Consider the following 24,854-nt stretch of genomic DNA (forward strand, 5'->3'; position numbering starts at 1 on the left):
CTAAGTTGCTAAGGTTCTGAGGTACTAAGTTTTCGAGGCTCTAAGATTCTAAGGTTCTGAGTTACTAAGATTTGTAATTATTGAAAAAACTTAGAACCTTAGCCACTCAGAACCTTAGTACCTTATTCTTCAATCAAACAAATCAGAAGAAAGATAACGGTCGCCGCGATCGCATATAATGGCTACAATCACTCCGGATTCAAGCTGTTCTGCGATTTTTAAAGCTACGGCAACAGAACCTCCGCTGCTCATTCCGGCAAAAACACCTTCTTCAAGGGCTAAACGTTTGGTCATTTCGCGAGCTTCTTCTTCGCTGACGTCAATAACAGTGTCTACTTTCGAGGCATCGAAGATTTTAGGTAAATATTCCTCCGGCCATTTTCTGATTCCGGGAATTTGGGAACCATCGCTTGGCTGTGCGCCTATAATCTGAATAGTTGGATTTTTTTGTTTTAAGTACGTTGAAGTTCCGATAATCGTTCCTGTTGTTCCCATGGCCGAAACAAAATGAGTTACTGTCCCTTCGGTATCATTCCAGATTTCAGGTCCTGTCGTTTTATAATGCGCTTTCCAGTTGTCCTCATTGGCAAACTGGTTTAGCATCAGGTAGCCGCCTTCAGCGACTTTTTTGTCGGCATAGTCACGCGAACCGATAATTCCTTCACTGGCGGGCGTTAAAATAACCGTAGCGCCATAAGCACGCATGGTCTGGGTTCGTTCTTTTGTCGAATCTTCCGGTAAAATCAATTCTATTTCGATCTGGAACAACTGGGCAATCATGGCAAGGGCAATTCCGGTATTGCCGCTGGTGGCTTCAATAAGTTTATCTCCTTTTTTGATATCGCCTCTTTCCAGTGCCGACGCGATCATATTGTAAGCGGCCCTGTCTTTTACGCTTCCTCCCGGATTGTTCCCTTCCAGTTTCAGTAAAAGTTTTACGTTTTTATTTTTCACCAAATGGACTGTTTCCATCAGAGGTGTATTTCCAATTAGGTTTAGCAGTTTCTGTGGACCCATATTATTTTTTCTCTTTTATTTTAACTTCTGTAGTAGTGGTATTGAGTACAATAGAATCTTCCGGAACCGATTTGGTGATCCAGGCATTTCCACCCACAATACTGTTTTTACCAATAACGGTTTCTCCTCCCAAAATAGTAGCATTCGCATAAATGCAGACATTTTGCTCCACGGTAGGATGTCGTTTTTCATTTTTCATTTCTTTACTCACGCTTAAAGCACCTAAAGTAACACCCTGGTAAATTTTTACATGTTTTTCGATTACAGCCGTTTCACCAATTACAATTCCGGTCGCGTGATCAATAAAAAACGGTGAAGCTATCCGGGCACCTGCATGAATGTCGGTTCCGGTAATGCGATGGGCATATTCGCTCATTAATCTTGAAAAAAGCAATAAATCGAGCAGGTATAATTCGTGGCTCAGTCTGTAAATAGCAATGGCATAAAAACCCGGATAACCTAAGTACACTTCACTGATACTGTTGGAGGCCGGATCATTTTCCAGAATATATTCGGCATCCTGATTTAATTTTTCCAAAACGCCGGGCAATTTTTCAAGGAAGCGGTCCCAGATCGATTCGCATAAATTTTCAGGCTTTTTGCAGGCCAGAACGGCAATTTCCTTAAATCGTATTTCTAGTTCATCAATGCTTTCATCTAAAGCCGCATTTGAATCAAAAAGGGTATAAAAAAGCTTTTCGGTAAAATCTTCAGTCTTCGTTTTGATTCCGTAATTTATATTTGAATGGCTTTTTAAAGCTTTTATATTTTGTATGATAAGATCTTTTGACACAATTGTAGAATTGAATGAATGTTTTGAAGCGTTAAAAGTAAGGTGTTTTTTGTAAATAGAAGCACGATTAACTTAAAGAAATTTCGTTTTGTGAATTGTATTTGTGATAAATAAAAGAATTGGAAACAGAAATAATTTATGTGATTCATAAGAAGTTAAATGCTTAAATTAGCAGGTAAAATACATCCATAATGAAAAATAATACGACTTTTAAAAGTGCAATTTCTAACCTGTCTTTTCCTGCAAAAGAGAAAGTTTCAGGAAAATCTATCCAAAATCCTATTTTGGGACTTATTATTGAAGATCATCCTTCTTTTTGTGATAGCGATTATATTGCTGTAAAAGAGTTAAATGCGTATCGCCAGAAATACATATCCAACTATTTATCTACGGAAATCGGGGCACTTTCGGATCTCGAAAAAGGCGTTATCGAATCGCTGAAGGAAGACAAATCTATAGTTAGTACACTGGAAGACGAAGGAGAAGTCAGGAATTTTGGGCAAAAGATAGCCGATAAAGTTGCTGATTTTGGCGGAAGCTGGACTTTTATAATTTCATTTTTACTTTTTATCCTAATCTGGATTAGTGCAAATGTCCTGATTTTGGTCAATAAAGGTTTTGATCCGTATCCTTTTATTTTGCTGAATTTAATTTTATCCTGCGTTGCTGCATTGCAGGCTCCGGTCATTATGATGAGTCAGAACCGCCAGGAAGAAAAAGACCGTACACGTGCTAAGAAAGATTATATGATTAACCTGAAATCCGAATTGGAAATCAGGATGATTCACGATAAAATAGACCATTTGATTATGCACCAGCAACAGGAATTAATCGAAATTCAGAAAGTCCAGATCGAAATGATGAACGATATTCTGGATCAAATCAAAAAATGATTTAACCGGACAGCTAATCCGTGTCAAAGAAAAAATCTGCACTATCTGCAAAATCTGCGTGAAAAAAAGTCAAAGATTTACAAAAAAAAAAACAGCACAATCCGTGGAAAAAACAGAATCAGTCGAAAATTAAAAGTGTTTGTACCAATAGCCGCCAACCATAAAAACAGCATTTATGATTCCGGAAATCCAAAGTAATTTGCTGTACTTTTTAGATTTTTCTAAAAAGTATAAACCCACAAAACCCAGAAAAATAAGCGTAGAATAGAGTGCCGGATACATTTGAAAAGCGGCTGAAAACTCACCCTGAAAAAGTAAGAATAAAGCGCGCTGGAAACCGCATCCCAGACATTCGATTCCGAACAGGGTTTTGAATAAACAGGGCAGCATAAATTTCTCTAAATTCACAGGTTTTGATTTTTACAATTTTACGAAAAAAAAGGACAACATTTCAGGAAGTTAAGAAGTACTATTTTAAAGTTTCTTACTTTTGGATCCTTAGACTTAAAAATATGAAAGCTTTTAAAATTTTAATAATGGTACTTGCTATTGCTGTGGCACTTTATGAACAGGTATCGGCAGAAAAAAATATTTATATTATGGTAATTGCAATGGCAGTTTTCATGTATGGAATGATGCAGTTGAGTGCAAAAACACCAAGTAAGAATCAGGAAAAAGAAGAAGAGGATGTTAAGTAAAGGTGATAAAGTTTCGGTTTTGGATGAGGCCATAAACGGAGTAGTGGTTTCTGTTAAAAACAAGGAGGTTTTAATTGAAACGGAAGACGGATTTATGATGACATTTTTTGTCAATGAATTAATTAAAATTCAGGATTCCAGTAATTTAATGAATTCCATTAAAAGAATTGATATAGATGAAATTTCAAAGGAGAAAACAGAGCCCAAACCAAGAAGTTTCGTAAAAGAAAAGAAGGATAAACGCGAAATTGCAGCTCCGGAATTTGATTTGCATATCGAAAAACTGGTTCCGAACAAACGCGGAATGTCCAATTACGATATTTTGACACTGCAAACCGAAACGGCAAAAAGACATATTGAATTTGCGATCAGAAACCGTATTCCGAAGATTGTTTTTATTCACGGTGTTGGCGAAGGAATTCTGAAAGCGGAACTTGACTTTTTACTGGGGCGTTATGACGGAATTGATTTTCAGGATGCCAATTATCAAAAATATGGCTTGGGAGCAACGGAAGTTTATTTCAGGCAAAATAATAAATAAAACATTTTCGCTGTCCGAAACAGCTTAAATTGAAACATAAAAAACATCCGTTTTCAAAACTAATCTTACTTTAAAATTAGAATGGAAACGGATGTTTTTTTTGTAGGAATAAAACACTTTGTGAAATTCCGGAAAACCGGAAAATTAAAGTGGGTTAATTTGTTGTGGTATAGATGTCGCCCAATACGTAACTGGTCCCTAAATTAACAGTATTTGTTGTTTTTTGCAGCGTCGTATTTCTAAGTCTTATCGTATGTTTAAATGTATTTGCCACATCGGTGGTTGTGGTTACTTCAATAATTCCGCTGGTATTGGCTACACCCGGAACTCCTGCCCATGTTTCTTTTAATACTGCTGTTGTTGGTGGTGTTGCTGTACAGAAATAACTATCATTAAGGGCGCTGCCTGTGTAAACCTTAAAGAGAAGTTTGTTTACAGTTGTACCTATTAATCCTGTTCTCGGAGCATTTGCCGGAGTTACAACATTCTGAATTAACGTAGGGTCAATATTGTCAATGGTCATTGCTGAATTGTCATTGTATGTGTAAACTTGTCCTCCACTTGCACATTGCTTAACCGCTTTAGTGAAAGTCAGGTTCAGTTTGTCAGCATCCGCTATAGTGGTTTTAAAATCACCAAAAATGACTTGAGGCTGTGTGACATCTAAGCTTGCTATCGAATACGTAAGGTTTTTAATGATGATATTATGGGTATATCCTGTAATGGTGATGGCACCAGTAGTTTCGTTTGTTGTCTTTTGCGCGGTAGTGGTAATTTCAATTGTTCCCGACTTGGCATACCATTCGTTAATGATATTTGGCGTTGTTGGCGGAATCAGGCTGCAAATATTAGTTTTAGCCACAGCTCCGTCATAACTTCTGTAAACAAGTCTGAAATTACTATCATTATTAATGCTGAATTCTCTGGGATCACCTACAGGTGTTGGTTCGTTAAGCAGCGTACCCGGTGCCAATTGCAAGAGCAATGATTCCTGGCTTTTTAGTTTGAAAATTAGTTCATTCGTGGTAAGGTTACAGGCGTCAGCAGTAACATCACTAAAGTTTACGGTCTCAACAGTTATATCACCATCATCACATCCATTTAATAAAAGGGCGAATAACAGGAGGTATGCATATTTTCTCATCATGATTTTATTTGGGTCAAAAATAGTGAAAAATTTGGCAATTGATATTTAAGAATTCACAATTGATATTTCATAACTTTGCCGTAATGAAAAAAGTATATCTCGATAACGCCTCTACTACTGCCATGCGTCCTGAAGTGATTCAGGAAATTACGAAAGTGATGACAGAGGATTTTGGTAATCCTTCTTCTACCCACAGTTTTGGACGAAACGGAAAAACTATTCTGGAACTTTCCAGAAAAAGCATTGCGAAACATTTAAATTGCACAGCGCAGGAAATTATTTTTACTTCCGGCGGTACGGAAGCTGATAACTGGATTCTGCGTTCAGCGATAGAAGACCTGAAAACAGAGCGCATTATTACGGCTAAAACGGAACATCACGCCGTTTTGTACAGTGTCCTGGCTTTACAGTCCGATTATAATATTCAGGTAGATTACGTGAATATACACCCTGACGGAACAATCGATTTGACACACTTGTCTAATTTGCTGGCCCAGGAGAAAAAAACACTTGTAAGTTTAATGCATGTCAATAACGAAACCGGTACGATTCTCGATCTGGACCGGGTAGCCGTTATTTGCAGGCAATATAACGCCTTGTTTCACTCAGATACGGTACAATCTGTAGGGAAAACGGAAATTGACCTGCAAAAGACCTCCGTTGACTTTATTGTGGCCAGTGCGCATAAGTTTCACGGGCCGAAAGGAGTAGGATTTGCTTTTATTCGAAAAAATACAGGTTTACAGCCTTTGCTATTTGGCGGAGAACAGGAAAAAGGACTTCGTGCAGGAACGGAAGCCGTACATCAGATTGCCGGAATGGCAAAAGCGCTGTCGCTTTCATACGAAAACCTGGATGAGGAAAGAAACTACATTTCGGACTTGAAAATGTACCTTATTGATCAGCTTGGAATTCATTTTCCGGGTTTTAGAATCAATGGTAAAAAAGAAGATTTTTATAATATCATCAATATCATTCTTCCTTTTTCTTCGGATAAAACGTCAATGCTTTTATTTAGCCTGGATATGAAAGGAATAGCGGTCTCCAGAGGAAGCGCCTGCCAGTCCGGAAGCATAAAGCCTTCGCATGTTTTAAAAGAAATGCTTTCTGAGGAAGATTTAAAATTACCGAATCTTCGCATTTCATTTAGCCATTATAACACCAAAGAGGATATTGACTGGCTGGTGGAAAGTTTGAAAATGGTTTAGTTTTTTTTTGAGGTGCAAGGTGCAGAGGTACAAAGGTACAGAGGTTGAAATTCCAAATTGTGAAAATTCCAAATTCCAACTGTTTAGGCTGAAACCTGCAAACAAATTCCAATTTATGGAAATTCCAAATTCCAAAGGATTGAACCTGAAATCTGCAAATAAATTCCAATTATGAAAATTCCAAATCCCAATGAGTTAACTTGAAACTTGAAACTTGAAACTTGAAACCTGAAACCTGAAACAAAAAACTTACTTCCGAATCACTTTCACCTGCGAATCATTTGTTAACTTGATGATAGTCGATGGTTTTCCGGCAACCTTATCCTGGTTTAGTTTTACAACATAGTCGACACCATTTACAATTTCAGGATTGATATCCTTGAAGGCGATAGGAGTGGGCTGGCCGGAAATATTTGCTGAAGTAGAAACCAGCGGTTTTTTCATTCGTTCTAATAATTTGAAGCAAAAAGGTTCTTTAACCAAACGTATACCAAGTGAATTATCGGCTGCAATGATATTCGGAGCTACATTTCGAGGTTCGTCTAAAATTAATGTTGTCGGTTTTTCGGACAGGTCCAACAGCTGCCAGGCGACTTCAGGAATGTTTTTAAAGACATTGTACATCATTTTTTCACCATTCATCAATACAATCATGCTTTGCGTTTCTGCACGTTGTTTTAGTTTGTATATTTTGGCAACCGCTTCCGGGTTTGTAGCATCACAACCAATTCCCCAAACGGTATCTGTAGGGTAAAGAATAATTCCGCCTTCTTTAATCACTTCGTAAGCGTTGATGATTTCCTGATTGATATCCTGACTCATAATAGCAAATTTTTATTTTAATAACAACTTATTGGACTTGTACTTTTAAGAGGTTAGTGTATTGATAATAGTAGTAATTTTTTGTAAATCAACGGTAGCAAGGCCAACATATAAGGGAAGGCACACTACTCTTGAAGCGATAGATTCCGATACCGGCATTTCGGCACCCTTGGTGTAAGGTATCGTGTTTAAAGAAGGATAAAAATAACGTCTTGGCTGTATGTTTTCTCTTGCCAGTGCTTCCTGAACTTCCAGTAAAATCGCTTCGGATTCAAAAATTACCGGGTAATAGCTGTAATTCCATTCGGTATTTTCCCTGATTTTTATACTTTTAAGGTTTTTGAAATTCAGATTGGCATTGTAAAAATCGGTTACTTTTTTTCTTTCTGCAATAATATGTTCCATATAGGGAAAAAGGGCCAATCCCATAGCCGACTGCAGTTCTGAGATTTTAGCATTTATGCCCAGTCCGTGAAAAGCCAGAGGGCCGTTATGTCCGAAATTATGACTGTAAAATAAAGTATGTTGTGTTTCTTCATCCTTACAGAACATGGCACCGCCTTCTCCGGTGTGAAATAATTTCGTAGCGTGAAAACTGCAGGTGCTTACATCTCCAAATTGAAATATCGATTCGTTATTATAAGTTACCCCAAAACAATGTGCGGCATCATAAATCACCTTCAGATTGTATTTTTCTGCGATGGCTGCTATAGCTTCAATAGCACATGGATTCCCAAAAACGTGAGTCGCCAGAATTGCCGTTGTTTTGGAAGTAATGGCGGCTTCAATTTTGGTTTCATCTATAGTCAGGTAATCCGGATGGATATCAACAAAAACCGGCGTACAATTTTCCCATACAATCGCAGCCGAAGTAGCCACATACGAAAACGGAGTTGTGATGATTTCTCCTCCTTTTCCAAATAGCTTTAAGGCAATTTGTAAAGGTATAGTACCGTTATTAGTAATAGTAATGTGAGGAACATTCAGATAATTTTTAAGTTTATCTTCCAATTCTATTGTCAGTTCACCGCGATTTGTGAGCCAAACTTTATCCCACGCCCGTTTTACATAAGAATTGTATTCTTCTTGCGGAGGCAGAAAAGTTTTGGTTACTGGAATCATTTATTATGTATTTAGTAAGTTTAATTAACCTTTTAAGGGTAAACTATTGTTATATTTGCGGGGTAAAAATAACAAAAGAATGCTGATTTATCAGCATAAGCGGGAATTATAAAAAACAGAAGCATTATCCGGCAGGCCTGACGCTTTGAAAAACAAGTTTTTAGGAATGGTTTTAGCGGAATAAATACTAATTTCCCTTTTGGGCTTTTATAAAAAATCAGAAATAGAATAAAAACAAAATAAATTTAGGAATACTATGGAAATCAACACTTTTTTGCAAAATTTTGCAGATCTTTTAGATGATACAGATGCAACATTAATAAAACAAGAAACTGTTTTTAGAGATTTGGAAGAATGGGATTCGCTGACCGCTTTGTCACTAATCGCTATGGCTGATGAAGAATATTCAGTAAAACTGACCGGAGATGATATTAAATCTTCCAATTCATTAAACGACATCTTCGAAATAATAAAAAATAAAGGGTAATTGAAATGGCTACTTTTTCAGTAAATAATATTGCAATAAAAGGTATATCGTGTTGCGTTCCAAAAAATCTGGAGCGCAATATTGATTTAGATATATTGACAGAGGAAGAAATTCAGAGATTTATTGATGCAACCGGGGTGGAAGAAAGACGTATTGCAACCAAGGAAATCTGTACTTCTGATTTGTGCGCTGAAGCTGCTGAAAAATTAATCAAAGACCTGAACTGGCAAAAAGACGAAATAGAAATCCTGGTTTTTGTTTCGCAGACGGCCGATTATATTTTACCCGTTTCTGCAGCCATACTTCAGGACAGATTGGGATTATCGACCAACTGTATCGCTTTTGACGTTCCTCTAGGATGTTCAGGATATGTGTACGGAATGTCTATAATAGCCGGTATGATGAAAGCAACCGGTTTAAAAAAAGGATTGCTTCTCGCCGGAGACACAAGCAGTAAACTGCTTTCTAAATCAGATAAAAGCACTGTTCCGCTTTTTGGGGACGGAGGAAGCGCCACAGCATTTGAATTTGATGAAAATGCATCGGATTTACTTTTTGACTTAGGAACCGATGGTTCGGGCTACAAAACCATAATTGTAAACGACGGCGGATCCAGAAACAGAATTAATTCGGATTCATTAACCTATCATACAATTTCTCCGGGAATCGAAAGAAACGCCTGCCAGCTGATCCTGGACGGAATGGATGTTTTTAGCTTCGGAATATCACAAGCCCCGAAAACGGTCAACAAACTGATTGAAAAGTTTGAGATCGATAAGGAAGCAATTGATCATTTTGTATTTCATCAGGCCAATTTAATGATGAACAAAATGATCGTTAAAAAATTAAAATTACCGGTCGAAAAAGTACCTTATTCATTAAAAGAATTTGGAAACACGTCTTCTACTACCATTCCGTTAACGATCGTAACAGCTTTACAAGATAAGCTGAACAACGCTGCTCAGGATTTAATCCTTTGCGGATTCGGAGTAGGTTTATCCTGGGGAACAGCAAAAATAACATTGAACAATGCTGTAATTTCAGATTTAATTGAACTATGATAAAAAATTTAAATTACATAGATGAAACCGTTTTTCTAAAAGAAAAATCTTTGTTTTTTAAGGAGTCCTGGATATTAGTTGCACATAAGAATGAATTAGCAAACAACAATGATTTTGTTACTTTAGAGTATTTTGGAAATAAGATATTTATCCAAAACTATAACGGTACCCTGAAATCTTTTCAGAATGTTTGCCTGCACCGGTTCAATACCATCCATGAGGAACCTTACGGAAACAGGGTTTCTTCCTGTTTATACCATAACTGGACTTATGGCAAAAAAGGAAATGTAATCGGATTAATGTGCCGAAATTCATTCGAAAAAGATAATATCAGTACATTAAGGCTAAAAGAATATGAAATTGATTATTGCGGTGATTTTGTTTTCATAAAATTAAACGATCAGCTCGACAGAAGTTTAAACAATTATTTGGGAAACGTATTTACGTCTTTAGCAGAAATCAGTCAGCATTTTGGTGCAAAAACCATTGATTATACGATTGAACATAAAGTCAACTGGAAACTTCTGGTAGAAAATGTCCTGGAATGTTACCACTGTACTTCTGTTCACGAAAATTCATTTGCAAAAATGGGATTCGGATCGGTAGCTCCGGAAAAGTTTGATTTTTTCGAAGCGCACAGCTGGTGTGAATTTCCAAAAGGAGAAGCCGTAAAGTCAAATAAAATCATCGAAAAATCATTAGCCGACAGAACTTTCAAACCACAGGGCTATCTGCATTTTTACAGTTATCCCAATGCTTTTATAAGTTCGGTAGAAGGAAAAGGATTTTATTTCGGATTTATGTTTCCGGAGTCCCCTTCAAAAACCAATTTAAGAGTGCGTTATTTCGCTCCTAAATTCGAAAAAGAACTAAGCGAATCACAACAGAATATTATTGATTTCATTAACAACAGTTCCAACGAATCACTGGATTTGGTTTTGAATGAAGACAAAAAAATAGTCGAAAATATTCAGACCAATCTGGAGCATTTTAAAGACAGTTCACCGATATTCGGTGATGAAGAGTTCAGGATTTTAAAATTCTATGACTATTTTAATAAAAAAGAATTAAACGATATATAATGAATCCATTTGATTTATCAGGAAAAAAAATACTAGTAACGGGAGCTTCTTCGGGCATTGGTTACGAAACCTGTCTGGCTATTGCAAGACAGGGAGGAACCTTTATAGCGATCGCCAGACGCCGTGATTTTCTCGAAAAATTAATTGAAGTATGCGGAACTGAAAATAGTTTTATCGCTGCCGACTTATCTAAAATGGAAGACATTAAGGCTATTGTAGACACGATTGAAAATATTGACGGAATCGTGCATTCGGCTGGAATTGTATCTTTAGCGCCGGTTAAATTCTATACGGAAGAATTAATGAACGAGATGAGATCGATAAATTTTGACTCCGTTGTCTATCTGGTAAACCTGATTTTCAAAAAGAAAAAAATAAACAAAGGAAGTTCCATTGTTTTGGTTTCGTCGATCGCAGGTTTGTTCGGAATGAAAGGAAACGGAATTTATGCCGCCGGAAAAGGGGCCTTAATTGCGATTTCAAAAGTTTGGGCAAGTGAGTTCGCCAACAGTAAAACACGTGTCAATTGTGTTTCGCCTGGAATGGTAAAAACAGAAATAACAGCAAGGTCTATTGAAGATTTATCTTTGGAAGTCATTCAGCAGGATGAAAAAAAATATCCTTTGGGATATGGTGACCCGGTTCAGGTGGCCAATCCAATTGTGTTTTTACTATCGGAAGCCAGCAGCTGGATCACGGGACAAAATATAGTTTTAGACGGAGGAAGAACTTCAACGATATAAATTTACAATGAAAGCCAATATAAAAGCCATTTCGTATTATTTACCTGAATCAGTGCTGACAAATGATCTGATAAATCAGGAATTTCCGGAATGGGGTATTGAAAAGATCAGTGCAAAAACCGGAATCAATGCCCGGCATATCAGTGCCAAAGATGAGTTTTCATCCGACATGGCGGTTAAGGCTGCCGAAAAATTATTCGCTGAACATAACATCGACCGATCAGAAATTGATTTTTTATTGTTTTGTACACAAAGTCCCGATTATTTTTTGCCAACGACGGCTTGTATCATTCAGGAAAAATTAGGCCTCGAAACCACCATTGGTGCCCTCGATTTTAATTTAGGATGCTCCGGTTTTGTGTATGGTTTAAGCCTTGCCAAAGGACTGATCGCTGGAGAAATGGCAAAAAACGTGTTGCTGATCACTTCAGAAACGTACTCAAAATTTATTCATCCCAAAGACAAAAGCAATAAAACTATTTTTGGTGACGCCGCCGCTGCAACTTTGATTAGCAGTGAAAAAGGATTTTGTACGCTGGGTAATTTTGTTTTCGGAACAGATGGAAAAGGGGCTGATAACCTGATTGTAAAACAAGGCGGAATGCGTTTTCCGGTTTCCGATAAAAATGAAGATATAGTGGATGAATTTGGAAATGTCCGAAACGATAAAAACCTGTTTATGAACGGAACCGAAATCTTCAATTTCACCGGAGAATTTGTTCCACAGCTGACAGAGGCCATTTTAGAAAAGTCAAATTTAGCCAAAGAAGATATTGATTTATTTGTTTTCCACCAGGCGAATAAATACATGCTGAACCACTTAAGAAAAAAAATAAAAATTCCCGAAGAGAAATTCTTTATCGCTATGGAAGAGTGCGGAAATACGGTTTCCTCAACTATTCCGATTGCCTTATATGAAGCGCAGAAGCAAGGAAAAATAAATAACTGCAAAAATGTAATACTGGCAGGATTTGGTGTCGGATATTCCTGGGCGGCCTGTAATTTAATAGTGGAATAATGAAGAATTTAATCATAATAGGAGCAAGAGGTTTCGGACGTGAAGTATATGATCTGGCCATACAATGTGCCGGATTCAATATAGAATACGTGGTTAAGGGTTTTTTGGATGATAAAGCAGATGCTTTGGCAGGTTTCGAAAATTATCCTGAAATTATTGGATCAGTGGAAGATTATGAAATTGTAGAAAATGACGTTTTTGTTTGCGCCTTAGGCAGTATCAAATGGAAGAAACATTATACAGAACTAATCCTGAATAAGGGAGCTCAGTTTATCAATTTAATACATCCTTCAACAACTCTCAACACCAATGCTGTCGTGGGAAACGGCCTGATTGTTTTTATGAATTCCAACATCAGTAACGATTGCACCATTGGCGATTTTGTGACCATACAGGGTTATGTTGGCTTAGGACACGATACAAGGATCGATAAATGGTCGCATTTAAGCGCTTACAGCTTTACAGGCGGTTTCGTGGTATTGGAAGAGGAAGTACTCCTAAATACCAGGGCTACTGTTTTACCGCACGTAATTGTTCGAAAAGGCGCTACAGTCGGAGCGTCAAGCCTGGTCATTAAAAATGTAAAAGAAGGCATTACTGTTTTTGGCGTTCCTGCTAAAAAACTGGACTTTTAAGTTTTTTTGTGAATGTGAAATGTAAAAAGTACGACTATAAAACAAAGGCTCTGTTATTGCAACAGAGCCTTTATTTTATAATTTAGTTTTTCAAAAAACGAAGCATCTTTAGAACGAATCTTTAAAATCTGCTTGTTTAATATTTTCTGAACGTCAGTATCAAAATAGGTTTTCAGTTTCGTCAGGAAATTGATCATGATCACCCTTTGTTCGGCATCTTTTTTCGAAGACCAGTACGAGGTGTTATGAATACGATAAACAGACATCAGTTTATCGATATATTTTATTTTTCCATGCTGGGCATTCAGCATGTGTAGAAAGTAATCGCCGATAGGGGCTTCACTGAAATACTGTGGCAATTCGCCAAAAAGATTGTTGCGATAAACTACACTCGGAGTGTGAATGTAATTGTTTTTGGCAAGATCCTTAATGGTTGAAACCTCCGGGATTCTCTTTCTCGGATTGTCTTCTTTCATTTCCGTATCGGTCAGCAAATACACGTTATGAAAGCAAATGCTAAAATCAGGATTGGCTTCTAAAAAATCAACCTGTATACTTAATTTTTGATCGTCGCACCAGTAATCATCCCCTTCGCATAAAGCGATATATTTTCCGGAAGCTTTCTCAAGGGCCGCAACAGAATTAGGCATCATTCCGAGATTAGTCTCGTTATTGTAATACTTTACCTTATGTCCGTTAGGATTGCTGGCGATTGTTTCTTTAATGATGGCATCTGTGTCATCCGTTGATTTATCATTAGAGATTACAAGTTCAAATTCAAAATCAGTACGCTGAGACAAGATACTTTCTATGGCCTGCTTAATATACGCCGAGTGATTATAGGTAATCATTACAACACTTACAAACATAGTATTTAAGTTAGTTTTTATTAAAAAGTTTTTTTACGTCTTCGATCATCCTGCTTTTTTCATTCATCACAAACGTTCTGAAAACTGAAAATTCCTGAAAAACCTCTTCATAATTATTCATGGTATGATTAATGAGTTCCGTTACTTTTTCAGGCTGCCTGTCGTCGGCGTGTAATTTGTATTTTTCCGGTATTCCCAAATCTTCTTTAAAGGCTGAGGTTCCATCACGGCCTGTTAACAAACAAACGCCGGAGACAAGTCCTTCCCTCGGAATTTTATCGCGGCCGGGAAAATAACCAAAGTCAATATGAAGTTTGGTTTTTCGTAAAGTATCCCTCATTTGCTCTCTCGTCATACCCGACAATGGTGTCCACTGGTATTGTGGAAGAAGTTCCATGTATTTCTCAATCTTATCCAGTCCTTTTTTAGGATTGTAGGTAATGATATTTTCTTTTGTAAACGTCTCAGGAAGATCGTCGAAAAAAAGTTCCGTCACATAGTCGCATAAGTAAGCGATTTCATTGTCCAGTTTTTTGGTCAGTAAAAACTCTTTTGTTCTTTGGGACTGATACCAGTGTGTTACCGTTTTATTAGGCTCAAAACGATATTCGGTATGTTTGTAAGGAACAAAAATCTTTCTGATCCAGTTTTTTTTCTTTTCTCTGCTGTTCATCAGTACCTCATAAAAATCAAGGCTTAACCACCATACTTTCTTCTCCGACAAAGGATATTTAGCAATAAGATTGGTCATTGACTCCGGTATGATGATCACATTGTCCGCGCTGTCTTTTATTCTTCTTACGTACGGAACATTGTAGTTTTTGTAAAAAGGATGAACAGGGTCCTTTTTATATTTGGTGTATAACATTTTTGCATTATATCCCAGTGTATTCAGAATATAACCTAACTGATGTAATGCTTCAGGCCCTCCGGTAGCTTTTTTGGGAGGACAGATAATATATATATTTTGTGACATGTTTATTTGGAGATATTACTATAAACTACATTTTGAATCCAGCCTTCTAAAGTGTATTTATTAAAAATTTCTTCAGGTATCTTTTGATATTCTTTTTCGAAAAAGGAAACCGGAATATCCGGATTTTTCTCATCAATTACCAAAATGTTATTTGGGTTGTAAAAATCATAATTTACAATATCCGAATTGGTAGTAATTAACTTTTTCTGAAGCCCGATACTTTCAAATACCCTGAATGTTAATCCAATTTGTTTTTTTCGGTTGATATCAAGTAAAACCTGAGAGCGGCTTATATATTCATTTATTTCTGATAAGGGAATATGATTGGTTATAAATTCAATCGTTGAGGTCCTTCTCTGAAACTTTTTGTTATACACAAAAAATTTGTGACTAATGTTTTTTGCTTTTAAATCACTGGCAATTTTGGAAAGAATGGAAAGCCTTTTATCCTGTGATATAATATTGAAAACCTGGTATTCAAATGGTTTTTCGTTTGTAACACAAACGGAATTGTAAATCCAGTTGGTGCCGAATTTTAAATTGTACTTCTTGCAATCTTCTTTTTCAAAAGAATAAACTTCATCAAAATGTGGAATAACACGAATTATTTTTGGACATCGGTAAGTGTTGTCGTTAAAATAAGCAATTGTTTTTTTTCCGTATTTCTTTAATTCTGCTACACTTTTCGGATCAATAAAATCACCTTTGATTACTACGATTAAATCCTGGATTTTATCAATCTCTTTTAGGTTTTCAATTATTTTTTTACCGAAGTACATAGTCTTAAGGTTTTTCTTAAGGAATGTTTTAAGGAAAAAATTGTAAGCTCTGTATAGTATGCTCGAGTATTTATACTCGTATTTATTAAAATTAATGTGGTGTACATTATGGCCCTGTTTTTCTAAGGCAGTAGCAATATGATTATTGAATCCCCAATTATCAAGGCTTATTAAGGTTATGTGCATAATGTAAAGTTGTTGAAACGACGACGCGAAATTAAGAAAATTTTAACAATAAAAGGTGGATTGTGATTTTGTTTGGACTTTTTATTTTGCTTCTGTTTTTAAAACTCAAAAATCGCACCATTATTGCGGTAATTTCAATATAATATTTTTTTATAAATATTAAAATATTCAGCAGCAGATGCTTCCCAGTTAAAACTTGCAGCTCTTTTTTTGATGAGATTCTCTTTTTCAGATTTGTTGTTTTCGTGCTCTTCCAATCCTGTAAATAGAACTGTTTTCATGTATTCCGGATCAAAATTGGTCCAGTAATTCGATTCGCTTCCGCCAATTTCGGGCAGAGAAGTCCGGTCTGATAAAAATGTAGGCTTTCCAAAACTCATGGCTTCAATAGGAGGGAGGCCAAAACCTTCCCTTATGGATGGGAAAAGAAAAGCAGTACAGTTTTTCATATAAAACTGCTTCCCTTCATCAGAGACCTTTCCTGTTAAAAAAACCTGATTGGATAAGCCCTTATCTGTAATCAGTTTTTTAATTTCCTCGCCGTATTTTTTATTGTTGTTTCCCGATATGATTAAATTGAAATCTTTAATAAATTTCATCATGTTAATGATGGATTCATAATTTTTTCGCTCTATAAAATCCCCAATGGTATAGAAAAAAGGCTTGTCTACAGGAACGTTGGGAACGTAGCTGGAAGTATCTAGCAGCTTAGAAATCGGATTACCATTATAAATCACATATTCGGAAACATCCGGAACATCAAAAAAATCATGCGTTTGTTTTTTTGCAAATTCTGAAATATAAGTAATCGCACTTGCTTTTTTTAATTTAGCTTCAAAAAGTTTAGTCAATTCCTGATTGTAATCGGAAGATCCTTCTTCTATAAAGTGGATATCATGAACAGTAAGCAGGTATTTGTTACAATGAAAAGGTTCAACCTTTGTATTTTGATTTACAGAATGCCATAAATCATATTTTGTACGTGTCCTGAAGAAGCCTAATCTGGATAAACTCGTATATTTGTTATAATTGAATTTTTCTCCAAATTCACTTTCAAGAAGTTTTACATCTTTCGCATTGAGTGTTAACTTCATATTTTCAAAATTCAATGCTGACAATCCCTTGATTAACTCGTAGTTAAAAGTTCCTAAACCGCCCGCTCTGTTATTGATATTATGAGTTTCTAAAAAAACACTCTTGTGATGTGGCATTATTTTTTTTTACGAAAATACAATATTAATTTGAAGAATTAAATTGTATACGTACTTTTGTTCGTTTATAACCAGACCCAATGAATTTTAAAATAAATCCGATTTTTGCTGACGAAACTGCATCGATACTTGCTATTATTAAAGCATTTAATACCTCAGGAACGATCTTTGGTAATGGACAACGTAATATTATAAAACTATTTGAATTCAATCATAAAACGATCAATATAAAGTCGTTTAAAATTCCAAATGTAATCAATAAGGTAGCGTATAAATACTTTAGAAAATCAAAGGCAAGACGCTCTTTTGAATATGCTACGATTTTACTTGAAAAAGGGATCGGAACCCCGCAGCCCATTGCATTTCTGGAAAATTTTAACTGGCTGGGGCTTAGGGACAGTTATTATGTGAGTGAACATTTAGTAACAGAGTTAACATATCGGGAACTGGTTGAAATTCCGGATTACCCCGATCATGAAAATATATTAAGGCAATTTACCCGATTTAGTTTTGGCCTTCACGAAAAAGGAATTGAGTTCCTCGATCATTCCCCCGGAAATACCTTAATTAAAAAGATTACAGAAGACACCTATGATTTTTTTCTGGTTGACTTAAACAGAATGGAATTTCATGAAACCATGAGCTTTGAAATGCGAATGAAAAATCTCTGCCGTCTGACTCCCGTAAAAGAAATGGTGGCGGTAATGAGTAACGAATACGCCAGATTGTACGGAGAATCCGAGCAAAAGACATTTGATACGTTATGGAAGTATACCGCTGATTTTCAGGAACAATTCTACAGAAAAAAACGCCTGAAAAAGAAACTTAAATTCTGGAAGAAGCAGTGAGTTTTTGCAATTCCTTATAGCGTATAAAAATACTGTAAGCGTTTAAATAGCAGATGGTAATGCCTTTCACACCGTCTAAAAATCCAAGACGAATTAGAAACTGATACAAAAAAGTATAAACAGGATGGAAAATCATCAGTAAACGCGATGATTGCTGTCCTTTTTTTAGTTTTTCACTGGCCTTTAAAATACCGTACAGATACATTTTGTTTTTGTAATCCCCGTAATTCGAATAAGAAAAATGAATCAGTTTGTTTTTTAAAACAGAAATCGGCCCCTCTACAATCAGCTTTTCATGAACCATGCGGTCCTCGGTATACCGGCATTTGGTTTTATTAAAAAGCCTGAAAATTTTATCTGTTTGCCAGCCGCTAAAGCGCAGTTTCCTGTTTTTGAACATAAAAGTACGATAGATTAAATAAGCACTGTCCGGACTTTTAGTATTGATGGTAGCAATAATTTCAGTTTTCAGTTCAGGTGTTAAACGCTCATCGGCGTCAATAAACAATATCCATTCATTGCTGGCCTGATCCAGTGCAAAATTGCGCTGCGAAGTATAATTAATGAATTGGTGCTGAATTAAACGGACGTTTTTAAAAGACTCAATTACAGGTACGGTCTGATCAGTACTATAAGAATCCACTACAATTATTTCGTCAGCAAAATCGATATCCTCCAATAGTGATTTTATATGCAATTCTTCGTTAAGAGTAATGATCAAAACGGATAACTTTTGCTTTTCAGAAGTAGTATTCATCTAATGATTTTTACTGTTCTTCATTTTTATATTCCTGAAAATAAGTCTCCAGTTTTTCAAGCATAAGCTCTAAAGGATATTCAGCATAATACTCAAAAGTATGCTCCTTGATATATTGCTCGGTGTGCTGCTCGTATATTTCCGGTTTTAAATCCTTCAGGTGAATAGAAGAGTGTTTGGCTTCATTTTCAAACAATTGCCAGGTTTCTTTTCGTACCGAAGGCGTGAAAATAGAGAAGGTAGGAATGTCAAGGGCTTTCGCCATATTTACGGCACCGCCTTCATTTCCGATCAGCATGTCACATTGTGAAAGTAACGCCAGAAAAGGACGTAATTCTGTACAGTATAAATCAAAAATGATATGTTTTTTGGTCGCTTCACTGCAATAATTATATACTTCAAGAGCCAGTTCTTTCTGATCCGGGATATAATTAAAGATAATTTTAGCATTGGTTTTCGCCACTGTAAAATCGATTATTTTTGCCATTCCTTCCAGAGGATAGGTTTTGTACACTTCGCTTCCTAAAATCCCAAACATAATCAGTGGATTCTCTTCCGTATCGATGTGGTACTTTTTCAGGAGGTTTTTGGCTTCTTCAATTTCGGAGTCTTTCAGGAAAATCTTTGGTTTTACATCTGTGATTTTTTCAGAAATAAAAGGTTTAAGAAGCAATAACCTGTTTTCAATGGCCAGTCCGTGTTCAGATTCGATAGCATCAAAACGTTCGTACGTATAATTATAGAATATTTTGGTATACCATTTACGATACGAAACCTTATATTTTGCCCCTGAAAACAAGGTAATGAGGTTCGTCTCTAATTTAGAGTACACATCAATGACAGCATCGTATTTTTTTCTACGGATCTGGAAAATAAATTTAAATAAGGAAGGAATAGATTTTCTTACCTTATTCGTCAATGGAATGATAGTGTCAATATTTGGGTTTTCTTTTAGTACATCAACAGAATTTGGATAGCACATATAATCAATTGCGGCTTCCGGAAACTTTGTTTTAAGGTTGTTACAGATTATAGTACTGGTTAACACATCCCCAATTCTTTTTTGCTGAATGACTAATATTCTCATTTAATTTAAGATTCAATTTGCAGGCTAAATTACAAACTATTTTATAAAGTGTGCAACCGTATCACGACAATAAGGCCAAACTAAATTAAAAAAGTTATATTTTTGTAGCTCATAAATTAAATTTTACAATGAAGATTAGCGGTTTGGTTATTACTTTTAATGAAGAGAAAAACATTGGTAAATGTATTGATGCTTTGCAAAAAGTTTGCGATGAAGTCATTATCGTAGATTCGTTCAGTAAAGACCGCACGGTTGAGATTGCCAGGAAAAAAGGGGCTATAGTAGTAGAACAGTCTTTTTTAGGAGACGGTCCACAGCGTACGCACGGTTTGCCTTATTGTAAAAACGACTGGATCCTGAATCTTGATGCAGATGAATTTCTGGATAAAGATGCCGAGGAATTTATACTGAAACAAAAATATTTAGAAGGCAATTACGATGCTTTCAGCTTCAGGGTTAAAAATTTTTTAGGAAATAAACTTATCGATTTTTCGGGCTGGTATCCGGACCATAAAGTTCGTTTTTTTAACAAGCAAACAGCAAGACCTTCAGATTCTATAGTGCACCAGAAAATCATAACGCAAAACGAGAAAAAAGTAGCGGTACATATCCTACATTACGGCTGGGATTCCTTAGATCAGATTATTGCGAAGAAAAATCAATATTCAGGCTGGCATGCACAACAATTGTTTGATCAGGGAAAAAGGATTAATGCTTTCAAACCCGTTCTGAATGGTACAGTAGCTTTTATTCGCTGCTACTTTTTTAAGAAAGGAATATTCAATGGTATCGATGGATTGTCCATTGCAATGATTCAGAGCTTTTTTTCGTATATGAAATATGCGAAGCTGTTAAAGCTTCAGAAAAAACAATAAAAGTAAATAAATTTCAAATAAAAAATTCCAAATCCCAATTGATACTGATTGGAATTTGGAATTTTTTTTATTGGAATTTTTTAAACCTAGACCGCTACATCGTATTCACGAAGCGCATTATTCAGTGAAGTTTTTAAATCTGTAGAAGGTTTACGTGTACCAATGATCAGTGCACAAGGAACCTGAAATTCTCCGGCAGCAAATTTCTTAGTATAACTTCCCGGAATTACCACAGAACGTGCAGGAACATAACCTTTCATTTCAACAGGTTCGTCACCCGTAACATCTATAATTTTAGTAGAGGCAGTAAGACATACATTGGCTCCAAGAACTGCTTCCTTACCAACGTGAACACCCTCAACAACAATACAACGGGAACCCACAAAAGCACCGTCTTCAATAATTACCGGAGCAGCCTGTAATGGCTCTAAAACCCCGCCAATACCAACACCACCACTTAAGTGAACATTTTTACCAATTTGCGCACAACTACCTACAGTAGCCCAGGTATCTACCATCGTTCCTTCATCAACATAAGCTCCGATGTTTACATAACTTGGCATTAAAATAACACCGCTTGAAATGTAAGCCCCGTAACGTGCCACAGCATTAGGTACTACACGAATTCCTTTTTCAGCGTAACCTCTTTTTAGTAACATTTTATCATGATATTCGAAAATACCGGATTCCAACGTTTCCATTTTTTGAATTGGGAAATACATGACAACTGCTTTTTTTACCCATTCGTTTACCTGCCATCCCTCGCCAACCGGCTCAGCAACACGTAATTTTCCTGCGTCTAATAATTCTATAACTTCTCTGATAGCATCAGTGGTAGTAGTTTCCTGTAATAAAGCTCTGTTTTCCCAAGCTTGTTCAATGATCGTCTGTAAAGAATTCATAAGTTTTAATTTTTTGCAAAGATAGCGTATTTGGCCAAAAGCCAAAAAGTTAAACCCTTTGAAAATGTTACAGGCATAACATTTTGTTTTTAATTTGATAAATAAAATTTTGTTGATAGCAATGCCAGTCAATCCGACATATGATAGATGTTTTTTAGCTGACGAAATATGATAAAAGTCAGATTTTGAGTTTTTACTTCTCATTAGTTTTGCGCCATAATTCGAAAGTATTACAATCGGAATTATCAAATACCAAGTACCAGTCCAAAATAAACAAATTAATCTGCTAAGATATGAATCAGGAAAATCAGCTTCAGGGTCGAACCATTATTGATAAGGAAGTCTCGTGGGATAAAACCCAGGTTATTATGAGTAAAACAAATGCCTTTGGTATTATTGAATATGCAAACGAGGTCTTTATAGATGTTTGCGGATACGAAGACTACGAGCTTATGGGACAGCCCCATAATATTATCAGGCATCCCGATATGCCAAAAGTAATTTTTAAGGTGCTTTGGGAAAATCTGAAGGCAGGTAAAAACTTTCATGCCATTGTAAAAAACCTGGCGAAATCAGGAAGATATTATTGGGTAATTACGGATTTTGAAATTGCCAAAGATGAAAATGGTGTCATCGTAAATTATTTCGGAAGAAGACAGGCAGTTCCTCAGGAGGTTGTCGCACTGCACATTGAGCCTTTGTATAAAAAATTATTGCAGATTGAAGCCGCAAGCGGAGTAGAATTTAGTGAAAAATACCTGATTGGTTTCTTAGAAGAAAAGAAAAGAACTTATATTGAATATATCAAAGAATTGATCTTGGAACATGAAAAAACACAATCAAAATCTGCTCATCACGAAGAAGTGGAAGAGGAAGACGAGAGAGGTTTTTTTGGTCGTTTATTTGGTAGATAATCCCGCTTTTTTTTAGGTTTTAAATATTGGGGAAATCCGTTTTGAGAAATCAAAGCGGATTTTTTTTGCAAAATGAAATATTTCTTTTCACGTTTGTGCATTTTCCTTTCTATCTTTGATAAAAATTACAAAATGCCAAGAATCCTATCTATAGATTACGGACAAAAACGTACCGGAATTGCCGTTACCGACGAAATGCAGATTATAGCTTCAGGGTTGACAACGGTTCCGACAAACACTTTAATAGACTTTCTGAAAGACTATTTTTCAAAAGAAAAAGTCGAAGCCGTATTAATTGGCGAACCTAAGCAAATGAACGGGCTTCCGTCCGAAAGTGCCTCGATAGTCAAAGGTTTTGTGACCCATTTTTCGAATATTTTTCCGGAGATGAAAGTCGTTCGCGTCGATGAACGATTTACTTCAAAAATGGCGTTTCAGACGATGATAGATAGTGGATTAAGTAAAAAACAGCGCCAGAATAAAGGCCTGATTGATGAAATTTCGGCTACCATTATGCTCCAGGACTATCTTTCTTCGAAACGGTTTTAAGTATAATTCCGTTAATTTTACTTTTTAGGAAAAAATTATAATTTTCTAACTTTTATCATGTAAAAATTAGTTTTTTTTTGCGTTTGAAAAAAGTACCTTTGCACTTTAAAAACAAATTACTGTTATGCCTGACAATACAATACGTTCCAATAGTGAAGTAGTGCTTATTGGAGCTGGAATTATGAGTGCAACTCTCGGATTAATTTTGAAGGAGTTACAACCCGATATTAAAATTGAAATTTACGAAAGATTAGATGTTGCAGCAGCCGAAAGCTCTGATGCCTGGAACAATGCAGGAACGGGACACTCGGCCTTTTGTGAGTTAAATTATACTCCCGAAAAGGCTGATGGAAGTATTGATCCTAAAAAAGCAATCAGTATAGCAGAATCATTTGAAGTTTCCCGTCAGTTTTGGTCGTACTTAGTGCAGCAAAATAAAGTTCCGTCTCCGGAAAATTTCATTAAAAGCGTTCCCCATATGAGTTTTGTCTGGGGAGATAAAAACGTAGAATACCTAAAAACGCGTTTTGAAGCTTTACAAAGCAATCCGATTTTTGCTCAAATGTCTTTCAGTACAGATTTTGAACAATTAAAACAATGGATGCCGCTTGTAATGGAAGGCAGGGAAAACAATGAAAAATTAGCCGCCACACACATGCCCATCGGTACCGATGTAAATTTTGGTGCACTGACCAGAAGCATGTTTAATTATCTGGAAAAACTGGATGGGGTGTCTTTATATTTTAATCACGAGGTTAAAAAATTAAATCAGCGCGAAGATAAATCATGGAGAATTAAAATTACCGATTTGTCTACAGGCCAAAAAAGAAAAGCCTATACCAAATTCGTCTTTATCGGAGCAGGAGGTGGTTCATTGCCATTGCTGGAAAAAGCAAATGTTCCCGAAGGAAATGGTTACGGCGGTTTCCCAGTAAGCGGGCAATGGTTAAAATGTACCAATCCCGAAGTAATTGCAAAGCATCAGGCAAAAGTATACGGGAAAGCGAGTGTAGGAGCACCTCCAATGTCTGTTCCTCACATAGATACACGCGTAATTGATGGCGAAAAAGCACTTCTTTTCGGACCTTTCGCAGGATTTTCGACACGTTTCCTGAAAAACGGATCCTACCTTGATTTGCCATTATCCATAAAAGCAAATAATTTAATTCCGATGTTATCAGCGGGATTCCATAATATACCGCTGACGAAATATTTAATTGAGCAGGTGCGTCAGTCCCCAAAAGACAGAATGACAGCACTTCGTGAATATTTGCCAACAGCACGTTCCAAAGACTGGAAACTGGAAAGAGCCGGACAACGTGTTCAGGTGATCAAAAAAGATGAAAAAGAAGGTGGGGTTTTAGAATTTGGAACGGAAGTAATCAATACCCATGACGGAACTTTAGCGGTTTTGTTAGGAGCTTCCCCGGGAGCCTCAACAGCAGTTTCCATTATGATAGATTTAGTGAGCAGATGTTTTACAAATCAAATGAAAACACCGGAATGGGAAGCGAAAATGAAAAATATGGTTCCTTCTTACGGAAAAACCCTTAACGACAATCCGGAGCTGTTAGCAGCAACCAGAAAACATACTGCTGAAGTTTTAAAACTTACTAATTAGATTCAGATCTTAA

General features: G+C 36.3%; 28 protein-coding genes. 15 read left to right on the forward strand and 13 right to left on the reverse strand.

Annotation, left to right across the window (positions count from 1 at the left end; translation table 11 throughout):
- Nucleotides 1–129 precede the first annotated feature (129 nt).
- Together cysM and epsC are read right to left on the reverse strand one after the other, a co-directional pair.
- Nucleotides 130–1,017 (reverse strand): cysteine synthase CysM, encoded by an 888-nt coding sequence (cysM, locus tag LPB89_RS13455; RefSeq protein ID WP_230702289.1) that lies wholly within the window; start codon nucleotides 1,015–1,017, stop codon nucleotides 130–132.
- A gap of 1 nt (nucleotide 1,018) precedes the next feature.
- Nucleotides 1,019–1,810 (reverse strand): serine O-acetyltransferase EpsC, encoded by a 792-nt coding sequence (gene epsC, locus LPB89_RS13460; protein ID WP_230702290.1) that lies wholly within the window; start codon nucleotides 1,808–1,810, stop codon nucleotides 1,019–1,021.
- Nucleotides 1,811–2,001: 191 nt separating this feature from the next.
- Here epsC and LPB89_RS13465 point away from each other — a divergent pair, with 191 nt between their 5' ends.
- Entirely contained in the window at nucleotides 2,002–2,703 is a 702-nt protein-coding gene (locus tag LPB89_RS13465) for a DUF1003 domain-containing protein (protein WP_230702291.1), read from the forward strand.
- A gap of 129 nt (nucleotides 2,704–2,832) precedes the next feature.
- Here LPB89_RS13465 and LPB89_RS13470 read toward each other — a convergent pair whose 3' ends face one another.
- Nucleotides 2,833–3,111 (reverse strand): DUF2752 domain-containing protein, encoded by a 279-nt coding sequence (locus tag LPB89_RS13470; RefSeq protein ID WP_230702292.1) that lies wholly within the window; start codon nucleotides 3,109–3,111, stop codon nucleotides 2,833–2,835.
- Nucleotides 3,112–3,215: 104 nt separating this feature from the next.
- Here LPB89_RS13470 and LPB89_RS13475 point away from each other — a divergent pair, with 104 nt between their 5' ends.
- Nucleotides 3,216–3,401, forward strand: coding sequence for a hypothetical protein (locus LPB89_RS13475; RefSeq protein ID WP_230702293.1), 186 nt, complete (start codon nucleotides 3,216–3,218; stop codon nucleotides 3,399–3,401).
- Nucleotides 3,391–3,942, forward strand: coding sequence for a Smr/MutS family protein (locus LPB89_RS13480; RefSeq protein ID WP_230702294.1), 552 nt, complete (start codon nucleotides 3,391–3,393; stop codon nucleotides 3,940–3,942). Before LPB89_RS13475 ends, LPB89_RS13480 begins: the two co-directional genes overlap by 11 nt.
- Nucleotides 3,943–4,096: 154 nt before the next feature.
- Here the strand turns inward: LPB89_RS13480 and LPB89_RS13485 are convergent, their stop codons facing one another.
- The gene (locus LPB89_RS13485) at nucleotides 4,097–5,089 is read right to left on the reverse strand and encodes a hypothetical protein (protein ID WP_230702295.1); all 993 of its coding nucleotides are present in this window, start codon (nucleotides 5,087–5,089) and stop codon (nucleotides 4,097–4,099) included.
- Nucleotides 5,090–5,172: 83 nt separating this feature from the next.
- Between LPB89_RS13485 and LPB89_RS13490 the strand changes: the two genes are divergently transcribed.
- The gene (locus LPB89_RS13490) at nucleotides 5,173–6,297 is read left to right on the forward strand and encodes a cysteine desulfurase family protein (protein ID WP_230702296.1); all 1,125 of its coding nucleotides are present in this window, start codon (nucleotides 5,173–5,175) and stop codon (nucleotides 6,295–6,297) included.
- A gap of 249 nt (nucleotides 6,298–6,546) precedes the next feature.
- On the opposite strand, the gene LPB89_RS13495 is transcribed toward LPB89_RS13490, so the two are convergent.
- Nucleotides 6,547–7,119, reverse strand: a complete 573-nt coding sequence (locus LPB89_RS13495) for an L-threonylcarbamoyladenylate synthase (RefSeq protein ID WP_166924393.1) — start codon at nucleotides 7,117–7,119, stop codon at nucleotides 6,547–6,549.
- A gap of 45 nt (nucleotides 7,120–7,164) precedes the next feature.
- Nucleotides 7,165–8,241, reverse strand: coding sequence for a DegT/DnrJ/EryC1/StrS aminotransferase family protein (locus tag LPB89_RS13500; protein WP_230702297.1), 1,077 nt, complete (start codon nucleotides 8,239–8,241; stop codon nucleotides 7,165–7,167).
- Between the two features lie 256 nt (nucleotides 8,242–8,497).
- Between LPB89_RS13500 and LPB89_RS13505 the strand changes: the two genes are divergently transcribed.
- The 6 genes from LPB89_RS13505 to LPB89_RS13530 are packed head-to-tail and all read left to right on the forward strand — an operon-like array spanning nucleotide 8,498 to nucleotide 13,267.
- Nucleotides 8,498–8,728 carry a phosphopantetheine-binding protein gene (locus LPB89_RS13505; protein WP_127337161.1) on the forward strand — a complete coding sequence of 77 codons (231 nt, stop codon included), beginning with the start codon at nucleotides 8,498–8,500 and terminating at the stop codon, nucleotides 8,726–8,728.
- Between the two features lie 5 nt (nucleotides 8,729–8,733).
- On the forward strand, nucleotides 8,734–9,789 hold the full coding sequence (locus LPB89_RS13510; RefSeq protein WP_230702298.1) for a 3-oxoacyl-ACP synthase III family protein: 1,056 nt from the start codon (nucleotides 8,734–8,736) through the stop codon (nucleotides 9,787–9,789).
- Complete coding sequence (locus LPB89_RS13515) at nucleotides 9,786–10,871, forward strand: aromatic ring-hydroxylating dioxygenase subunit alpha (protein WP_230702299.1); 1,086 nt, start codon at nucleotides 9,786–9,788, stop codon at nucleotides 10,869–10,871. The genes LPB89_RS13510 and LPB89_RS13515 overlap by 4 nt, the downstream gene beginning before the upstream one ends.
- Nucleotides 10,871–11,614 (forward strand): SDR family NAD(P)-dependent oxidoreductase, encoded by a 744-nt coding sequence (locus tag LPB89_RS13520; RefSeq protein ID WP_230702300.1) that lies wholly within the window; start codon nucleotides 10,871–10,873, stop codon nucleotides 11,612–11,614. The genes LPB89_RS13515 and LPB89_RS13520 overlap by 1 nt, the downstream gene beginning before the upstream one ends.
- 7 nt (nucleotides 11,615–11,621) lie before the next feature.
- A complete protein-coding gene (locus tag LPB89_RS13525) occupies nucleotides 11,622–12,632 on the forward strand; it encodes a ketoacyl-ACP synthase III (RefSeq protein ID WP_230702301.1) in 1,011 nt (336 codons plus the stop codon).
- Nucleotides 12,632–13,267: a sialic acid O-acetyltransferase gene (locus tag LPB89_RS13530; RefSeq protein ID WP_230702302.1), complete on the forward strand. Its 636-nt coding sequence runs from the start codon at nucleotides 12,632–12,634 to the stop codon at nucleotides 13,265–13,267. The genes LPB89_RS13525 and LPB89_RS13530 overlap by 1 nt, the downstream gene beginning before the upstream one ends.
- A 53-nt stretch (nucleotides 13,268–13,320) precedes the next feature.
- On the opposite strand, the gene LPB89_RS13535 is transcribed toward LPB89_RS13530, so the two are convergent.
- The 4 genes from LPB89_RS13535 to LPB89_RS13550 all read right to left on the reverse strand — a co-directional run bounded on the left by LPB89_RS13535 (nucleotide 13,321) and on the right by LPB89_RS13550 (nucleotide 17,288).
- Nucleotides 13,321–14,136 (reverse strand): glycosyltransferase, encoded by an 816-nt coding sequence (locus tag LPB89_RS13535; protein ID WP_230702303.1) that lies wholly within the window; start codon nucleotides 14,134–14,136, stop codon nucleotides 13,321–13,323.
- A gap of 10 nt (nucleotides 14,137–14,146) precedes the next feature.
- Entirely contained in the window at nucleotides 14,147–15,112 is a 966-nt protein-coding gene (locus LPB89_RS13540) for a hypothetical protein (RefSeq protein ID WP_230702304.1), read from the reverse strand.
- A gap of 2 nt (nucleotides 15,113–15,114) precedes the next feature.
- A complete protein-coding gene (locus tag LPB89_RS13545) occupies nucleotides 15,115–16,077 on the reverse strand; it encodes a hypothetical protein (protein ID WP_230702305.1) in 963 nt (320 codons plus the stop codon).
- Between the two features lie 134 nt (nucleotides 16,078–16,211).
- Complete coding sequence (locus LPB89_RS13550; RefSeq protein WP_230702306.1) at nucleotides 16,212–17,288, reverse strand: glycosyltransferase family 1 protein; 1,077 nt, start codon at nucleotides 17,286–17,288, stop codon at nucleotides 16,212–16,214.
- 80 nt (nucleotides 17,289–17,368) lie between these two features.
- Here LPB89_RS13550 and LPB89_RS13555 point away from each other — a divergent pair, with 80 nt between their 5' ends.
- Complete coding sequence (locus LPB89_RS13555) at nucleotides 17,369–18,136, forward strand: Kdo domain containing protein (protein ID WP_230702307.1); 768 nt, start codon at nucleotides 17,369–17,371, stop codon at nucleotides 18,134–18,136.
- On the opposite strand, the gene LPB89_RS13560 is transcribed toward LPB89_RS13555, so the two are convergent.
- Both LPB89_RS13560 and LPB89_RS13565 read right to left on the reverse strand, forming a co-directional pair.
- Nucleotides 18,114–18,893 carry a glycosyltransferase family 2 protein gene (locus LPB89_RS13560; protein WP_230702308.1) on the reverse strand — a complete coding sequence of 260 codons (780 nt, stop codon included), beginning with the start codon at nucleotides 18,891–18,893 and terminating at the stop codon, nucleotides 18,114–18,116. The genes LPB89_RS13555 and LPB89_RS13560 overlap by 23 nt on opposite strands.
- A gap of 10 nt (nucleotides 18,894–18,903) precedes the next feature.
- A complete protein-coding gene (locus tag LPB89_RS13565; RefSeq protein WP_230702309.1) occupies nucleotides 18,904–19,980 on the reverse strand; it encodes a glycosyltransferase family 9 protein in 1,077 nt (358 codons plus the stop codon).
- Between the two features lie 128 nt (nucleotides 19,981–20,108).
- On the opposite strand from LPB89_RS13565, the gene LPB89_RS13570 reads away from it, so the two are divergent.
- Nucleotides 20,109–20,855, forward strand: coding sequence for a glycosyltransferase family 2 protein (locus tag LPB89_RS13570; protein ID WP_230702310.1), 747 nt, complete (start codon nucleotides 20,109–20,111; stop codon nucleotides 20,853–20,855).
- Nucleotides 20,856–20,941: 86 nt separating this feature from the next.
- Here the strand turns inward: LPB89_RS13570 and LPB89_RS13575 are convergent, their stop codons facing one another.
- The gene (locus tag LPB89_RS13575; protein ID WP_127337175.1) at nucleotides 20,942–21,757 is read right to left on the reverse strand and encodes a 2,3,4,5-tetrahydropyridine-2,6-dicarboxylate N-succinyltransferase; all 816 of its coding nucleotides are present in this window, start codon (nucleotides 21,755–21,757) and stop codon (nucleotides 20,942–20,944) included.
- 293 nt (nucleotides 21,758–22,050) lie between these two features.
- On the opposite strand from LPB89_RS13575, the gene LPB89_RS13580 reads away from it, so the two are divergent.
- The 3 genes from LPB89_RS13580 to LPB89_RS13590 all read left to right on the forward strand — a co-directional run bounded on the left by LPB89_RS13580 (nucleotide 22,051) and on the right by LPB89_RS13590 (nucleotide 24,841).
- Nucleotides 22,051–22,671 carry a PAS domain-containing protein gene (locus LPB89_RS13580; RefSeq protein ID WP_230702311.1) on the forward strand — a complete coding sequence of 207 codons (621 nt, stop codon included), beginning with the start codon at nucleotides 22,051–22,053 and terminating at the stop codon, nucleotides 22,669–22,671.
- A 132-nt stretch (nucleotides 22,672–22,803) separates the two neighbouring features.
- Nucleotides 22,804–23,220 (forward strand): Holliday junction resolvase RuvX, encoded by a 417-nt coding sequence (gene ruvX / locus LPB89_RS13585; protein WP_230702312.1) that lies wholly within the window; start codon nucleotides 22,804–22,806, stop codon nucleotides 23,218–23,220.
- 124 nt (nucleotides 23,221–23,344) lie between these two features.
- On the forward strand, nucleotides 23,345–24,841 hold the full coding sequence (locus LPB89_RS13590) for a malate:quinone oxidoreductase (protein ID WP_230702313.1): 1,497 nt from the start codon (nucleotides 23,345–23,347) through the stop codon (nucleotides 24,839–24,841).
- The last annotated feature ends 13 nt before the right edge of the window (nucleotides 24,842–24,854 follow it).

It is taken from the genome of Flavobacterium sp. ENC, assembly GCF_020991415.1.
GTDB lineage: Bacteria > Bacteroidota > Bacteroidia > Flavobacteriales > Flavobacteriaceae > Flavobacterium.

Coding starts and splice junctions, on each gene's coding strand:
- cysM (WP_230702289.1), bottom strand. CDS start 1,017: ATGGGTCCACAGAAACTGCTAAACCTAATTGGAAATACACCTCTGATG.
- LPB89_RS13465 (WP_230702291.1), top strand. CDS start 2,002: ATGAAAAATAATACGACTTTTAAAAGTGCAATTTCTAACCTGTCTTTT.
- LPB89_RS13475 (WP_230702293.1), top strand. CDS start 3,216: ATGAAAGCTTTTAAAATTTTAATAATGGTACTTGCTATTGCTGTGGCA.
- LPB89_RS13480 (WP_230702294.1), top strand. CDS start 3,391: ATGTTAAGTAAAGGTGATAAAGTTTCGGTTTTGGATGAGGCCATAAAC.
- LPB89_RS13485 (WP_230702295.1), bottom strand. CDS start 5,089: ATGATGAGAAAATATGCATACCTCCTGTTATTCGCCCTTTTATTAAAT.
- LPB89_RS13490 (WP_230702296.1), top strand. CDS start 5,173: ATGAAAAAAGTATATCTCGATAACGCCTCTACTACTGCCATGCGTCCT.
- LPB89_RS13495 (WP_166924393.1), bottom strand. CDS start 7,119: ATGAGTCAGGATATCAATCAGGAAATCATCAACGCTTACGAAGTGATT.
- LPB89_RS13500 (WP_230702297.1), bottom strand. CDS start 8,241: ATGATTCCAGTAACCAAAACTTTTCTGCCTCCGCAAGAAGAATACAAT.
- LPB89_RS13505 (WP_127337161.1), top strand. CDS start 8,498: ATGGAAATCAACACTTTTTTGCAAAATTTTGCAGATCTTTTAGATGAT.
- LPB89_RS13510 (WP_230702298.1), top strand. CDS start 8,734: ATGGCTACTTTTTCAGTAAATAATATTGCAATAAAAGGTATATCGTGT.
- LPB89_RS13515 (WP_230702299.1), top strand. CDS start 9,786: ATGATAAAAAATTTAAATTACATAGATGAAACCGTTTTTCTAAAAGAA.
- LPB89_RS13520 (WP_230702300.1), top strand. CDS start 10,871: ATGAATCCATTTGATTTATCAGGAAAAAAAATACTAGTAACGGGAGCT.
- LPB89_RS13525 (WP_230702301.1), top strand. CDS start 11,622: ATGAAAGCCAATATAAAAGCCATTTCGTATTATTTACCTGAATCAGTG.
- LPB89_RS13530 (WP_230702302.1), top strand. CDS start 12,632: ATGAAGAATTTAATCATAATAGGAGCAAGAGGTTTCGGACGTGAAGTA.
- LPB89_RS13535 (WP_230702303.1), bottom strand. CDS start 14,136: ATGTTTGTAAGTGTTGTAATGATTACCTATAATCACTCGGCGTATATT.
- LPB89_RS13540 (WP_230702304.1), bottom strand. CDS start 15,112: ATGTCACAAAATATATATATTATCTGTCCTCCCAAAAAAGCTACCGGA.
- LPB89_RS13545 (WP_230702305.1), bottom strand. CDS start 16,077: ATGCACATAACCTTAATAAGCCTTGATAATTGGGGATTCAATAATCAT.
- LPB89_RS13550 (WP_230702306.1), bottom strand. CDS start 17,288: ATGCCACATCACAAGAGTGTTTTTTTAGAAACTCATAATATCAATAAC.
- LPB89_RS13555 (WP_230702307.1), top strand. CDS start 17,369: ATGAATTTTAAAATAAATCCGATTTTTGCTGACGAAACTGCATCGATA.
- LPB89_RS13560 (WP_230702308.1), bottom strand. CDS start 18,893: ATGAATACTACTTCTGAAAAGCAAAAGTTATCCGTTTTGATCATTACT.
- LPB89_RS13565 (WP_230702309.1), bottom strand. CDS start 19,980: ATGAGAATATTAGTCATTCAGCAAAAAAGAATTGGGGATGTGTTAACC.
- LPB89_RS13570 (WP_230702310.1), top strand. CDS start 20,109: ATGAAGATTAGCGGTTTGGTTATTACTTTTAATGAAGAGAAAAACATT.
- LPB89_RS13575 (WP_127337175.1), bottom strand. CDS start 21,757: ATGAATTCTTTACAGACGATCATTGAACAAGCTTGGGAAAACAGAGCT.
- LPB89_RS13580 (WP_230702311.1), top strand. CDS start 22,051: ATGAATCAGGAAAATCAGCTTCAGGGTCGAACCATTATTGATAAGGAA.
- ruvX (WP_230702312.1), top strand. CDS start 22,804: ATGCCAAGAATCCTATCTATAGATTACGGACAAAAACGTACCGGAATT.
- LPB89_RS13590 (WP_230702313.1), top strand. CDS start 23,345: ATGCCTGACAATACAATACGTTCCAATAGTGAAGTAGTGCTTATTGGA.